The sequence below is a fragment of the Streptomyces sp. SLBN-8D4 genome, assembly GCF_049739545.1.
Lineage (GTDB): Bacteria > Actinomycetota > Actinomycetes > Streptomycetales > Streptomycetaceae > Streptomyces > Streptomyces canus_C.
In genome coordinates, this window is sequence record NZ_JBMGQC010000001.1 from 4,257,725 (window position 1) to 4,271,125 (window position 13,401).

Here is a 13,401-nt window from a genome sequence, read left to right on the forward strand (position 1 = left end):
CTCTCACCCCGTGGGACGCAACGCGGCGAGCTGCTCCTCGAACGGCACGACGGCCGAGAACGCGTCGGCCCGGGCCGCACGCGGCGCACGACCGGCCGGCACCTCGTCCGACCGCCCGCCCGACAGTCCGGCCATCAGCGCGGTCAGTTCCCCGGCCGCCCGCTCGATGCGCCCGTCCAGCCCCTCGGCACCCCAGTCCTCCGACGCGGCGTACACCCCGGTCGGGACGACGACGGCCTTGAGGTAGGCGAAGAGCGGCCGCAGCGCGTGTTCCAGCACCAGCGAGTGCCGGGCCGAGCCACCGGTCGCCGCGATCAGCACCGGCTTGCCCGCCAGCGCCTCCGGGTCGAGCACGTCGAAGAACGACTTGAAGAGTCCGCTGTACGACGCCGAGAACACCGGGGTGACGACGATCAGCCCGTCGGCCGCGGCCACCGCCTCCTGCGCGGCGGCCAGGGCCCGGCCCGGGAAGCCGTTGGTGAAGTTCTGCGCGATCTCCACGGCGAGTTCCCGCAACTCCACGACCTGCGTGTCCACCTCGGCCGCGCGCCCCACGGCGGCGGCCAGCCGGTCTCCCAGCAGGCGGGTGGACGAGGGGACGCTCAGCCCCGCGGACACGACGACGAGCTTCATGCGACGACCTCCTTGTTCTGCTGGGCGTGCTGCTGGGCGTTCTGCTGGGCGGCCAGCAGGGACGCGTGGGTGGGAGCCTCAGGCACGTCGGCCGGGCGGCCCGCCGCGAACTCCTTGCGGAGCACCGGTACGACCTCCTCGCCGAGCAGGTCGAGCTGCTCCAGGACCGTCTTCAGGGGCAGTCCGGCGTGGTCGAGCAGGAACAGCTGGCGCTGGTAGTCCCCGGCGTACTCGCGGAACTTCAGCGTCTTCTCGATGACCTGCTCCGGGGAGCCGACGGTCAGCGGGGTCTGCTCGGTGAACTCCTCCAGGGAGGGCCCGTGCCCGTACACCGGCGCGACGTCGAAGTACGGCCGGAACTCCTTGACCGCGTCCTGCGAGTTGCGGCGCATGAACACCTGGCCGCCGAGACCCACGATCGCCTGCTCGGGCGTGCCGTGCCCGTAGTGGGCGTACCGGGCCCGGTACAGCTCGACCATCCGCTTGGTGTGGTCGGCCGGCCAGAAGATGTTGTTGTGGAAGAAACCGTCACCGTAGTAGGCGGCCTGCTCGGCGATCTCGGGAGACCGGATGGACCCGTGCCAGACGAACGGCGCGACCCCGTCCAGCGGCCGGGGCGTGGAAGTGAACCCCTGCAGCGGCGTACGGAACTTCCCCTCCCAGTTCACGACGTCCTCGCGCCACAGCCTGCGCAGCAGGGCGTAGTTCTCGATGGCGAGGTTGATGCCCTCGCGGATGTCCTTGCCGAACCAGGGGTAGACCGGGCCGGTGTTCCCGCGGCCCATCATGAGGTCCACCCGGCCGTCGGCCAGGTGCTGGAGCATCGCGAAGTCCTCGGCGATCTTCACCGGGTCGTTCGTGGTGATCAGCGTGGTCGAGGTCGAGAGGATGAGCCTCTCGGTCTGCGCCGCGATGTACCCGAGCATGGTGGTCGGCGACGACGGCACGAACGGCGGGTTGTGGTGCTCACCGGTCGCGAAGACGTCGAGCCCGACCTCCTCGGCCTTCAGCGCGATGGCGACCATGGCCTTGATCCGCTCGCGCTCGGTCGGCGTACGGCCGGTCGTCGGGTCCGGCGTGACATCACCGACGCTGAAGATCCCGAACTGCATGGTCGCTCACCCTCCAGGTTGTTGACGGTTCAACTATAACCGCGTACCCGGAGAACGAGCCCCACCCCCCACCTATTCCCACCCCACCCAGGGGCGCGGGGAACTGCGAAGCCCCCACCGCCCGCCCCCCGAAACACGACCCCGACTCACGCCCACCGAGGATCCCGGCCCGTCCCCGCCAGCAACCGCTCGAACGCCGACGCCCCCTCCGCCACCACCACCGGCTCCCCGAACACCCCCATCTTCCGGGCCGTCGGTGCGAGCTGCGCCACCGCACCCGTCAACTCCGCCACAACCGCCTCGTCAGGCACCCCGTACGACTGCCCGGTCCCCCGCGCCAGGTCCCACACATGCACGGTCAGGTCGAGCAGCGCCATCGAGCCGACCAGCCGAGCCGGCATGTCCATCGCCCCGGTCGTGCCCTCCTCGGCACCGGGCGCGGACCAGGCCGACACCAGCCGGTCCGCCTCCACCGCGAACCGCTCCCGCCAGTCCGGCCCCTCGGCCACCCGGTCGGCAGCGGCCTCGCCGAAGTCCGACGGCTCCTTGGCCGCCAGCCGCTGGAACTGCACGATCACCTGGAAGAGGTGGTTGACCAGCTCCTTCACGTCGTACTCGGCACAGGGCGTGGCCGCCCCGAGCTCCGTGTCCGCGATCCGCCCGACCACCGGAACCGCCCGCTCCCGGGCCATCCCCAGCAGCTCACCGATGCCGTACGTCTGCTTCGCCGTGTTCGTGTCCATGCCCCGACCGTACGAAGCCCGCCGCCCTCCCTTCTTGAAGAAACGCGACGCCCGACCCGGACGTACGATCCCCTCATGGCCGCCCCCCGCCGCGACACCCGAGGGATCGTCGACCCGGCCGGGCTGCTGACCCGGGTGAGGTTCCGCCGCCACGAGCCCGCCGAGCCGCTGCGCCGGTACGTCGAGCGGTACTGGTTCATCGACTGGGACCTGCCCGAGCCCTACGTCTCCCACGTCGTCCCGCACCCGTCCGTCCACCTCACCTTCCAGCAGGACGAGGGCGCGCCCTACGCCGAGCTGACCGGCGTCCCCGGCGGCCTCTACTCCAGGAGGCTCACCGGCCGGGGCCGCGTCTGCGGGGTGAAGTTCCGCCCCGGCGGCTTCCGGCCGTACGCCCCCGAGCACCCGGTGTCCCACTGGACGGGCCGCGTGCTGCCCGCCCGGGACGTGTTCCCCCGGGCCACCCCCGCCACCGCCCGCTCCGTCGTGAGCCCGGTCGGCGACGAGGCCCGCGTCGCCGCCCTCGACGCCTTCCTCCTCCCCCTCGCCCCCGTCGCCCCCGACCCGCAGGCCGACCTCGCCACGGCCCTGGTCGACCGGGTGCACGAGGACCGCACCGCCCGCCGCGTCGACGACCTCGCCGCCACGGCGGGACTCTCGGTCCGCGCGCTGCAACGCCTCTTCTCCGCGCACGTCGGGGTCGGCCCGAAGTGGGTCATCCTCCGCTACCGCATCCACGAGGCCCTGGAACGCGCCGGCACCCGCGGCGAGGTCGACTGGGCCGCCCTGGCCGTCGGCCTCGGCTATGCCGACCAGGCCCATCTGGTCCGGGACTTCACGGCGACGGTCGGGGTCCCGCCGACGGCGTACGCCCAAGCGGCCGCGGGCTGACCCCAGGCCAGGGCCCCGGACCCCGGCTCCGGAAAAAGTCCGGCCGGGCTGTCACACTCCCGCTCCGCCCCGGGTCAACCCCGTGAAACCGATGACCCGGAGCTCGAAGGAGCCACTCATGTCCGTCGCCCACACCGTCGTCACCCTGCTCGCCGCCGCCATGGCGGGCTACTCCGGCACCGTCGTCCTCACCCGCGCCGACTGGATCGTCAAGGCCCTCACCGACTACGGCGTCCCCCGCACCTGGTGGAACCTGCTCGGCACGGCCAAGATCGCCGGCGCGGCGGGCCTCCTGGCCGGCCTCTTCCTGCCGTACGTCGGCGTCGCTGCCGGCATCGGCCTGGTCCTCTACTTCACCGGAGCCGCCGTGACCGTGGCCCGCACCCGCTGGTACAGCCACATCCCGTTCCCGCTGGTCTACGCGGCCCCGGTGGTCGCGGCCCTGGCCCTGACCTGACGAACGCCCGGAACCCGCCCGCCGGGCCAACCCTTACGGCACCAGCACGAGCCGCCCCCGCACCCCGCCCTCCTCCAGCCGGGCGTGCGCCTTGGACACCGCGTCCAGGGCGTACGTCTCGGCCACCCGCAGCGTCAGCGCCCCCTCGTCCACCAGCCCCGCCAGCTCGGCGAGCCGCGCCCCGTCCGCGCCCACCGCCACGGACGCCGTCCGCACCCCGCGCACCGACCCCGGATGCGCCCCGGGCAGTACGCCGACGTAAGCGCCCCCGTCCCGCACCCGCTCCAGCACCGCCTCACCGAGCACCGCCGCGTCCAGTACGGCGTCGAAGGTCCCGGCAGCGGCGGTGGTCGTGAACTCCGCGGCCCCCAGGGACCGTACGAACTCCTCGTCCCCCTCCCGGGCCAGACCGGTCACCGACACCCCCTGGCGCGCGGCGAGTTGGACGGCGAACCCGCCGACCGCACCCGCCGCCCCGGTGACCAGCAGCGACTGCCCCTCGGTCAACTCCAGCAGATCCAGGGCCTGTGCGGCGGTCAGCGCGTTCAGCGGCAGCGTCGCCGCGTGCACCGCGTCGACCGTGACCGGCGCCTTGGCCACCGCGTCCGTGTCGACGACGACGTACTCGGCGTGCGTGCCCAGCGTCTTGGCCACACCGCCGTGCAGCGCGACCACCTCGTCCCCCACGCTCCACACCGTCCCGACGCCCACCGCGTCCACGGTCCCCGCGACATCCCAGCCGAACCCGACCTGCTTGCCCGCCCCGCCGAAGAAACCGGTCCTGACACCCAGGTCCACCGGGTTCAGCGCGGCCCCGGCGACCTTGATCCGCACCTGCCGGGCCCCCGGCTCGGGCAGTTCGCTCTCCACCACCTCCACGGCCTCGGGCCCGCCGAAGGTCTTCACCACCGCTGCACGCATGACTGAATGCTCCTCATGAGTCACTGTTCGCGCCGGTATCTCCGCCGCTGCAGCAACCCTAGGAAGAGCTACTATCTATTCGGAAGTAGTTACCCGAAGGTGCCTACCTATCCCGGAGGAGAGCCATGCCGACCACGACGGCGGCCCAGCGGCGCGAGCAGGCCCGCGTGGAGTACGACGCGTTCATCAAGGGCTGCCCCACCAACCAGCTCCTGGACCGGCTCAGCGACAAGTGGGTCAGCCTCGTCGTCTCGGCCCTCTCCACCGGCCCCATGCGCTACAGCGACCTCAGCCGCAAGATCGCCGGCGTCAGCCCCAAGATGCTCACCCAGACCCTGCGCACCCTGGAACGCGACGGCATCCTGACGCGCACTGTCACCCCCTCCGTCCCGGTCCGCGTCGACTACGCCCTCACGCCCCTGGGCAGCAGCCTGGCCGGCCTGCTCACCGCGGTGAAGAGCTGGGCGGAGACCCACATCGAGGAAGTCCACGAGTCGAGAGAGCGCTACGACGCCTCGACCGACTGACGAAACCTGCGGCCCGTCAGAAGTAGTACTGGTCCCCGCTGTCCAGCACCAGCACCCGCTGCCGGTCGTTCTCCCGGTTCCGGTCCACCGTCCCCCCGTTCCACACCGTGTCCATCTCCAGCAGCACCTCCGACGGCGCCCCCCGCAGCCGTACCCGCATCGCGACCCGCTCCCCCACCCCGTCCGCCGCCAGCGCCCCCACCCGGCACAGCACCACCCGCTCCGCCGACCGCGCACACCCCGCCGGCAACGTCTGCTCGTTCACGAGCGGCTCGGACCACTGCAGCCGTACGGTCGCGTCCGGCACCGCGGCGGGCCCGTGATTGCGCGGCGTGAACCGCACGTCCACCAGACCCCCGGCCATGGACGCGGCCCCGTGGTACGCCAGATCCGCCTCGGGCCCGGGCGCCCCCGGCCCGTCGACGGCCACCGCCGTACCCCCGCCCACCACCACCGCGACCACCGCACCCGCCACCGCACACACCCGCAGACCCCGCATGCCACCCACTCCTCGCTCCAGCCGCCCGAACCTCCGCGGTCGCAGGGATGTATCCCACGTACGGCGAACGACAGGCGCCCTCCATCAGGTGACACAGGCCCGGGCGAACCGGCGTGCGAAGCTGAACCCCATGCTCGTAGCCCGCTCCATCGCCCTCTTCGTCGTGGCCGCCCTCTTCGAGATCGGTGGCGCCTGGCTGGTCTGGCAGGGCGTACGGGAGCACCGCGGCTGGATGTGGACCGCGGGCGGCGTCCTCGCCCTCGGCGCCTACGGCTTCGTCGCCACCTTCCAGCCCGACGCCCACTTCGGCCGCATCCTCGCCGCGTACGGCGGCATCTTCGTGGCCGGCTCGATCCTGTGGGGCATGGCCGCCGACGGCTACCGCCCCGACCGCTGGGACCTCACGGGCGCACTGATCTGCCTCGCGGGCATGGCAGTGATCATGTACGCCCCGCGGGGCGACTGAGCGGCCGTACTCAAGGAGCCTCGTCGGGCAGCAGCCCCAGCTGCCCCAGGAACTCCATCTCGTCGAAGTAGAGCCGGTAGTCCACGATGTGACCGTCCCTCACCGTCGCGATGTCCACCCCACGGATGCTGATCTCCTTCTGCGTCGCGGGAAGCGTCTCCCCGGTCGGCAGCTGGATCGGTCCGGTGTTGCGCCCGTGGTAGACGCCCTCGTCGATGGCCGTGTCCCCAGCCTCGTAGGCGTGCAGCGACTCGAACCTGGCGTCCGGCACCGCCTCCGTCATCTGCCGCCAGTACTCCACGATGTTGTCGCGACCGCGGATCTCCCCCTCGTCCGGGGTGGAGGCGACCGCGTCCTCCGCGTACAGCTCGCTGATGACCTTCAGGTCCGGGTGCGTGGTGAGCGCATCGGTGAGCCGGTCCATGACCTCACGCGCTTCTCCCATGATCCACCTCCGCGTGTCAGGGGATCACCCACCTCATCATCTCACCGGACCGCCATCCGGACCGCCCGGAACACCGGACCACGGCCGACCTATCCTTGCGGCAGCCAGTACCCACGTACGCCCGAGGAGCAGCCATGGCATCCGCCGCCCCGTCCCCCGCGTCCCGGATCGCGATCGTCACCGGGGCGAGCAGCGGCATCGGCGCGGCGACCGCACGGCAGCTCGCCGCGGCCGGCTACCGCGTCGTCCTGACGGCCCGCCGCAAGGACCGCATCGAGGCGCTCGCGGAGGAGATCAACGCCGCGGGCCACCAGGCGACGGCCTACCAGCTGGACGTGACGGACCGCGCGGCCGTCGACGAGTTCGCCACCGCCTTCAAGACGGTCGGCGTCCTCGTCAACAACGCCGGCGGCGCCCTGGGCGCCGACCCGGTGGCCACCGGCGACCCGGCCGACTGGCGCACGATGTACGAGACGAACGTCATCGGCACCCTGAACGTCACCCAGGCCCTGCTCCCCAAGCTCGACGCGAGCGGCGACGGCACGATCGTCGTGGTCTCCTCGACGGCGGGCCTCGGCACCTACGAGGGCGGCGCGGGCTATGTCGCCGCCAAGCACGGTGAACACGTCCTCGCCGAGACCCTGCGCCTGGAGATCGTCGGCCGCCCGGTCCGCGTGATCGAGATCGCGCCCGGCATGGTCAAGACCGACGAGTTCGCCCTGACCCGCTTCGGCGGCGACGAGTCGAAGGCCTCCAAGGTCTACGAGGGTGTCGCCGAACCCCTCACCGCCGACGACGTGGCGGACACCATCACCTGGGCGGTCACCCGCCCCAGCCACGTCAACGTCGACCTCCTGGTCCTGCGCCCCCGCGCCCAGGCCTCCAACACGAAGGTCCACCGAGACCTGTGACCGGACCCGAGAAGGACAGAAAAGACCCCCACGACGAACGCCACATGTGGTGGTGGCTCGCCTACTTCCTCTTCGGCATCCACATCGTGGCGTTCGTCATGATCTACGCGGTGATGCACGCACCCAAGTGAGCGGAAAACAAGGGGCGTCGGAACGCCCTGACGGGTAGCTTGTGCCCGAGACCGTGACGACACCGCGAGGAGGTGGAACCCATGACCGCTGTATCTCTGTGGGTGCTCCCCTCCTGTGCTTCACGGTCCGGCGACTGACGCAGCTTTCGCCGGGAGCGCCTCACCACAAGGCTCTCCCGAAAGGCACCACGTCATGAACGACATCCGCGAACGCGACTTCACGGTGGGCGAGGTACCCGGCGTCCTCTGGTCCCCGGCATCCGCCCCCGAAGGCACACCGCTGATCCTCATGGGTCACGGTGGCGGCAACCACAAGAAGTCCCCGGCGATGACGGGCCGCGCCGAACTCCTGGTGAACCGGGGCGGCTTCCACGTGGCCGTGATCGACGCACCCGGCCACGGCGACCGCCCCCGCACGGCCCACGACGAACAGGAAATCGCCGAGCTGTACCGGGCGAGGGCGGCCGGCGAACCGGAGGGCCCGATCGTGGTCCGCTACAACGCCCACCTCGCGGCCCGGGCCGTACCGGAATGGCACGCGACCCTGGACACCCTCCAGAAACTCCCGGAGATCGGCCCCGAAGCCCCGGTCGGCTACTACGGCCTCAACATGGGCACCGCGATCGGGATCCCCCTGGTCGCCGCCGACTCCCGCATCAAGGCAGCGGTCTTCGGCCAGCACTGGCCCGACGCCCTGACGGAACACGCCCGGCGGATCACCGTCCCGATCGAGTTCGCCATGCAGTGGCACGACGAACACATCCCCCGCGCGTCCGCCCTCGCCCTCTTCGACGCCTTCGCCTCGAAGGAGAAGACGTTGCACGCCAACGCGGGCAGGCACAAGGAACTCCCCCGCTTCGAGGCGGACAGCGCAGTCCGCTTCTTCAGCCGCCACCTGAGCTCTCCGAGCAGCAGGCAACCCAGCTAGGGGACGGCGGAGGGCCCGGTCCACCCGGACCGGGCCCTCCGTCGCACATCCGCGGCTCAGCCCTTCACGCAGACGACCTGCTTCAACTTCGCCACGACCTCCACCAGGTCCCGCTGCTGGCCGATGACCTGGTCGATCGACTTGTAGGCGCCCGGGATCTCATCCACGACACCGGAGTCCTTGCGGCACTCCACGCCCCGCGTCTGCTCCTCCAGGTCCCGAGTCGAGAACCGCCGCTTGGCCGCGTTGCGGCTCATACGCCGACCGGCGCCGTGCGAGGCCGAGTTGAAGGCCCTCTCATTGCCGAGACCCTTCACTATGTACGACCCCGTCCCCATGGAGCCCGGGATGATGCCGTACTCGCCGGAACCGGCCCGGATCGCGCCCTTGCGGGTCACGAGCAGGTCCATCCCGTCGTAGCGCTCCTCGGCCACGTAGTTGTGGTGCGCGCTGATCTCCTGCTCGAAGGTCGGCCTGGCCTTCTTGAACTCCTTGCGGACCACGTCCTTGAGGAGGGCCATCATGATCGTGCGGTTGTACCTGGCGTACTCCTGCGCCCAGAACAGGTCGTTGCGGTACGCCTCCATCTGCGGGGTCTGCGCGATGAAGACGGCCAGGTCGCGGTCGACCAGACCCTGGTTGTGCGGGAGCTTCTGGGCCACGCCGATGTGGAACTCGGCGAGTTCCTTGCCGATGTTGCGGGAGCCGGAGTGCAGCATCAGCCAGACAGAACCGGATGTATCCGTGCACACTTCGACAAAGTGGTTTCCGGATCCGAGCGTTCCCATCTGCTTTCCAGCACGTTCGTGACGGAATTTAACCGCATCCGCAACCCCCTCGAACCGCCCCCAGAACTCGTCCCACCCCGCAGTCGCCAGCCCATGGAACCGCCCCGGCTCGACGGGACTGTCATGCATCCCCCGCCCCACCGGAATGGCCTGCTCGATCTTCGACCGCAGCCGGGACAGGTCCCCGGGAAGGTCGTTCGCCGTCAGGGACGTCTTCACCGCCGACATCCCGCAGCCGATGTCCACACCCACCGCCGCCGGACACACCGCACCCTGCATCGCGATGACTGACCCGACCGTCGCACCCTTGCCGTAGTGCACGTCCGGCATCACGGCGAGGCCCTTGATCCACGGCAGGGTGGCCACGTTCCGCAGCTGCTGGAGCGCCACGTCCTCCACCGTCGCCGGGTCGGTCCACATGCGGATCGGGACCTTGGCGCCCGGCATCTCCACGTACGACATTTCGTCCTCATTCCCCCGGAAAGCAAGCAGAAGTATCAAAGCGCAAAACCGGCGCCAAGGTCGACGTATGGGATGACGGACCGGCGTTCACGGCAGTGCGTGCGATACACATTGTCTGCTGGGGACGCCCCCGTGCGGCAAGCGAATAACCTGCGGGGACACTGAGATCCCCACGAGTCGGAGACATTCCGAGAGGAGCCCCACCGTGCAGCGGAAGGCCTACGTACCCGGCGTCGCCGCCCTCCTCGCGGCGCTGCTGGCCGGCTGCACCGGCAGCTCCGGCGGCGGCACGACGGACGACGCCAACCCCGACGACGCCGGCACCGCCTCCGTCGCCGCCCAGCCCGGCAAGTACCGCACCCTCCCCGAGGCCTGCAGTGCGGTCGGGCAGAGCACCCTCGACACGCTCCTGCCCGGCATCCAGCAGATCGCCGACGCGGACCAGCGCGCCAGGGCGTACGAGGGCGACGCCACGCTCACCTACGACACCGACCGCAAGGTCGGCTGCCATTGGAAGGTGGAGGCCCCGGACGCCACCGAGTACCTCTCGATCGACTTCGAGCGCGTGGTGTCGTACGACAACGCGGTCAGCGACGACAGTCAGGCGCAGCAGCTCTTCGCGCAGGCCGAGGAGAAGGCCGATCTGCCGGTGGCGGCGACGGCGAGCGTCACCTCGGACGTGGCGGAGAGCGGCACCGCCAGTCCCTCGTCCTCTCCTACGGCCACGGCGAGCGGTTCCGCGAGTCCGGGCGGTTCGCCGTCGGCGACCCCGTCCGATATCCAGCCCCGCGTCCTGGACGATCTGGGTGACGAGGCGTTCCTGGACGACGCGTTGGGCAACTCGGGTTCGACGGCCCAGCAGCGCAAGGTGACTGTGGCGTTCCGCACGTCCAACGTGATCGTGACCATCGAGTACGAGGAGCAGCCGACGACGGTCGGAGTCACCCCGGACAGCAAGGAAATGCAGGACAACGCCCGGAAACTGGCCTCCCAGCTGGCCGGGTCGCTGTCCGGCTGAGCGCTCTGCACGCACCCCTCACTCCTGCGCACAAGGCCTCCGAAGCTGGACCGCACAGCATCCTCACCGCGTACCGTGGCCCCTCGGACCCGATCCGACGGCAGGAACCACAAGCGTCATGAGTGAAGGAACCATGCAGCGACGAGCAGAGCGTGACCAGGGTGTTCTGGGGGCCCCTCCCACGTCTTTCGGGCAGTGGGGGAGAGCGAAGCGTCTTCACCGCGTCCTTGTCTGCGCGGCCGCAGTCCCGGTGATGCTGATCGCCGCAGGCTGCTCCTCCGACTCCGGCGACTCCGGCTCCGGCAGCGGTGGCGGTGGCGACAAGGCCGCAGGCGCCGGTGCGACGGTGTCGGCCTCCCCGAGCACGGCGCCCACGGTGCAGGCGGCGGCGTACAAGTCGCTTCCCGAATCGTGCGGGGTGCTGTCCTCGAAGACCCTGAAGTCGCTCGTCCCCAAGGCCCCGAAGTCCGGCAAGAAGGGCACGTCGGAGGCGGGTACGCGCGGCAGTTGCTCCTGGAGCAGCCTCGACAACAACGGGGTCAAGGGCTCCCAGTTCCGCTGGTTGAACGTCTCGCTGCTGCGCTTCGAGTCGGACACCTCGCGCGGTACGGGCGAGGCGCAGGCCGCGAAGTACTACGAGCAGCAGATCCAGGACGCCCAGTCGGTGGCGGGTGCGAAGAACGCCAAGTCGCAGGCGGTTTCCGGGACGGGTGACGCGGCGACGCTGGTGCGTTACGACCTGAAGAAGAAGGAAGGCGCCTTCAAGCAGCAGACGGTCGTCACGCGCGTGGAGAACGTCGTCGTCACCGTCGACTACAACGGCGCGGGTCTGGCCGGTGACAAGGCGCCCAGCGCGGACACCCTCGCGAAGCTCGCGGAGCGGGCGGCCAAGGAGACGGTGACCGCGGTGTCGGCGGCGAACGGCGAGGGTGCGGCGAGCCCGGCCCCCTCGGACTCCGCGTCGGGTTCGAAGGCCCCGTCGAAATCCGCGTCCCCGTCCGCGTCGAAGTCGGCCACGGGGTCGGCCTCGAAGTCGGCATCTCCGTCCAAGTCGGCCGCGAAGAAGAGCTGAAGAAATACTGACGGCCCATACCGGCCATCCGTGCGCAGCACATATGTGCCACTCTGTTGCGCGCAACAACACGTACAGGGAGGGGAGTACGGGTGTCCGCGCCCATGCAGCTGACTCGCATGCACCGCGTTCTCATCAGCGTGGTCGTGTTCGGTGCCGTGATCATCGCCGGCATCGGCTTCGCGGGGTCCTACGCGGCCGTCCGTGAACTCGCCGTCCAGAAGGGCTTCGGGAACTTCAGTTATGTGCTCCCGATAGGTATCGACGCGGGTATCTGTGTCCTGCTGGCCCTGGACCTGCTTCTGACGTGGATCCGCATCCCGTTCCCGCTGCTGCGGCAGACGGCGTGGCTCCTGACGGCTGCCACGATCGCCTTCAACGGCGCGGCGGCCTGGCCGGATCCGCTGGGTGTGGGCATGCACGCGGTGATCCCGATCCTGTTCGTGGTGTCGGTGGAGGCGGCCCGGCACGCGATCGGCCGGATCGCGGACATCACGGCGGACAAGCACATGGAGGGGGTCCGCCTCACCCGCTGGCTCCTCTCCCCCCTTCCGACGTTCCTTCTGTGGCGCCGTATGAAGCTCTGGGAGCTGCGCTCCTACGAGCAGGTCATCAAGCTCGAACAGGACCGTCTGGTCTACCAGGCCCGTCTCCACTCCCGCTTCGGCCGGGCCTGGCGCCGCAAGGCGCCGGTGGAGTCGCTGATGCCGCTCCGCCTGGCCCGGTACGGGGTTCCGCTGGCGGAGACGGCCCCGGCGGGTCTGGCGGCGGCGGGCATAGAGCCGGCTCTGCTGCCATCCGGCTCCGGAGCCCGCCGAACTCCCCGCGGCCGCCCGTGCCGTAGCTGCGGACGGTCGTCCCGCTGTGGCGGCTCCCGTCCCGCCGCAGGCCGCCCACCGACCTGAGCCGGAACCCGAACCCGACCAGAGCCCGTGGTTCGAAACCCCCAAGCAGGTCGAATACCAGGGCGGCTACAACCCCGACTACGACCCCGCGGAGCAGTACAACCGCTGGTACGAGGAGCAGTTGGAAGCCGAGCAGTACGAGCTCCAGCAGATCCAGTACGAGGAGCCTCCCAGGGAACCCTCGATGGAGGAGACCGGCAGCTTTCCCATCCCGGTGAGCAACGGCCGTACCCGGGAACTCGGCGAGGGCGGCGGCACTCCGGAGCCGACGGAGGAGGACTTCTACCAGGTCTTCAAGAAGTCGATAGACGGCAGCTATCCCTCCCCCGGCCAGCTGAGGGGGGACGTGGAGGCGACGTACGGCGTCGTGCTCCCGCAGCGCGAGGCCGAGCGCATGGTCAACCGCTTCACGAACCGGCACACGGCGGAACTCCAGGAAGACCACATCGCCTGAGCCACCCGGACATGAGAAGGGGCCCTCCACATCGGAGG

At 70.4% G+C, this 13,401-nt stretch carries 16 protein-coding genes and 1 pseudogene; 10 read left to right on the top strand and 7 right to left on the bottom strand.

Annotated elements, in window-relative coordinates:
- Window positions 1–3: 3 nt before the first annotated feature.
- The 3 genes from RKD20_RS19075 to RKD20_RS19085 form a co-directional block, all read right to left on the bottom strand.
- The gene (locus tag RKD20_RS19075) at window positions 4–633 is read right to left on the bottom strand and encodes an FMN reductase (RefSeq protein WP_424878763.1); all 630 of its coding nucleotides are present in this window, start codon (window positions 631–633) and stop codon (window positions 4–6) included.
- Window positions 630–1,745, bottom strand: a complete 1,116-nt coding sequence (locus tag RKD20_RS19080; protein ID WP_424878764.1) for an LLM class flavin-dependent oxidoreductase — start codon at window positions 1,743–1,745, stop codon at window positions 630–632. The genes RKD20_RS19075 and RKD20_RS19080 overlap by 4 nt, the downstream gene beginning before the upstream one ends.
- A gap of 146 nt (window positions 1,746–1,891) precedes the next feature.
- Entirely contained in the window at window positions 1,892–2,488 is a 597-nt protein-coding gene (locus tag RKD20_RS19085; RefSeq protein ID WP_424878765.1) for a TIGR03086 family metal-binding protein, read from the bottom strand.
- Between the two features lie 75 nt (window positions 2,489–2,563).
- Here RKD20_RS19085 and RKD20_RS19090 point away from each other — a divergent pair, with 75 nt between their 5' ends.
- Both RKD20_RS19090 and RKD20_RS19095 read left to right on the top strand, forming a co-directional pair.
- Entirely contained in the window at window positions 2,564–3,379 is an 816-nt protein-coding gene (locus RKD20_RS19090; RefSeq protein WP_424878766.1) for an AraC family transcriptional regulator, read from the top strand.
- Window positions 3,380–3,497: 118 nt separating this feature from the next.
- Window positions 3,498–3,836: a DoxX family protein gene (locus tag RKD20_RS19095; RefSeq protein WP_424878767.1), complete on the top strand. Its 339-nt coding sequence runs from the start codon at window positions 3,498–3,500 to the stop codon at window positions 3,834–3,836.
- Between the two features lie 33 nt (window positions 3,837–3,869).
- On the opposite strand, the gene RKD20_RS19100 is transcribed toward RKD20_RS19095, so the two are convergent.
- Window positions 3,870–4,757 (bottom strand): NADP-dependent oxidoreductase, encoded by an 888-nt coding sequence (locus RKD20_RS19100; protein ID WP_424878768.1) that lies wholly within the window; start codon window positions 4,755–4,757, stop codon window positions 3,870–3,872.
- A gap of 125 nt (window positions 4,758–4,882) precedes the next feature.
- On the opposite strand from RKD20_RS19100, the gene RKD20_RS19105 reads away from it, so the two are divergent.
- Window positions 4,883–5,284, top strand: coding sequence for a winged helix-turn-helix transcriptional regulator (locus tag RKD20_RS19105; protein WP_424878769.1), 402 nt, complete (start codon window positions 4,883–4,885; stop codon window positions 5,282–5,284).
- A 16-nt stretch (window positions 5,285–5,300) separates the two neighbouring features.
- Here the strand turns inward: RKD20_RS19105 and RKD20_RS19110 are convergent, their stop codons facing one another.
- On the bottom strand, window positions 5,301–5,783 hold the full coding sequence (locus tag RKD20_RS19110) for a hypothetical protein (protein ID WP_424878770.1): 483 nt from the start codon (window positions 5,781–5,783) through the stop codon (window positions 5,301–5,303).
- Between the two features lie 130 nt (window positions 5,784–5,913).
- Between RKD20_RS19110 and RKD20_RS19115 the strand changes: the two genes are divergently transcribed.
- Complete coding sequence (locus RKD20_RS19115; RefSeq protein ID WP_424878771.1) at window positions 5,914–6,249, top strand: YnfA family protein; 336 nt, start codon at window positions 5,914–5,916, stop codon at window positions 6,247–6,249.
- Window positions 6,250–6,259: 10 nt separating this feature from the next.
- Here the strand turns inward: RKD20_RS19115 and RKD20_RS19120 are convergent, their stop codons facing one another.
- A complete protein-coding gene (locus RKD20_RS19120; protein ID WP_424878772.1) occupies window positions 6,260–6,694 on the bottom strand; it encodes an ester cyclase in 435 nt (144 codons plus the stop codon).
- A 134-nt stretch (window positions 6,695–6,828) separates the two neighbouring features.
- On the opposite strand from RKD20_RS19120, the gene RKD20_RS19125 reads away from it, so the two are divergent.
- From RKD20_RS19125 to RKD20_RS19135, 3 genes are all read left to right on the top strand, one after another.
- A complete protein-coding gene (locus tag RKD20_RS19125) occupies window positions 6,829–7,605 on the top strand; it encodes an SDR family NAD(P)-dependent oxidoreductase (RefSeq protein ID WP_424878773.1) in 777 nt (258 codons plus the stop codon).
- Window positions 7,602–7,736 (top strand): hypothetical protein, encoded by a 135-nt coding sequence (locus tag RKD20_RS19130; protein ID WP_020120703.1) that lies wholly within the window; start codon window positions 7,602–7,604, stop codon window positions 7,734–7,736. Before RKD20_RS19125 ends, RKD20_RS19130 begins: the two co-directional genes overlap by 4 nt.
- Window positions 7,737–7,929: 193 nt before the next feature.
- Window positions 7,930–8,664 (top strand): alpha/beta hydrolase, encoded by a 735-nt coding sequence (locus RKD20_RS19135; RefSeq protein ID WP_424878774.1) that lies wholly within the window; start codon window positions 7,930–7,932, stop codon window positions 8,662–8,664.
- Between the two features lie 56 nt (window positions 8,665–8,720).
- Here RKD20_RS19135 and RKD20_RS19140 read toward each other — a convergent pair whose 3' ends face one another.
- Complete coding sequence (locus tag RKD20_RS19140; RefSeq protein WP_424878775.1) at window positions 8,721–9,914, bottom strand: RtcB family protein; 1,194 nt, start codon at window positions 9,912–9,914, stop codon at window positions 8,721–8,723.
- 205 nt (window positions 9,915–10,119) lie between these two features.
- On the opposite strand from RKD20_RS19140, the gene RKD20_RS19145 reads away from it, so the two are divergent.
- From RKD20_RS19145 to RKD20_RS19155, 3 genes and pseudogenes are all read left to right on the top strand, one after another.
- Entirely contained in the window at window positions 10,120–10,932 is an 813-nt protein-coding gene (locus tag RKD20_RS19145; protein ID WP_424878776.1) for a DUF3558 domain-containing protein, read from the top strand.
- A 253-nt stretch (window positions 10,933–11,185) separates the two neighbouring features.
- On the top strand, window positions 11,186–12,004 hold the full coding sequence (locus RKD20_RS19150; RefSeq protein WP_424878777.1) for a DUF3558 domain-containing protein: 819 nt from the start codon (window positions 11,186–11,188) through the stop codon (window positions 12,002–12,004).
- A 92-nt stretch (window positions 12,005–12,096) separates the two neighbouring features.
- Window positions 12,097–13,363, top strand: a pseudogene (locus RKD20_RS19155) (DUF2637 domain-containing protein).
- Window positions 13,364–13,401: the final 38 nt, after the last annotated feature.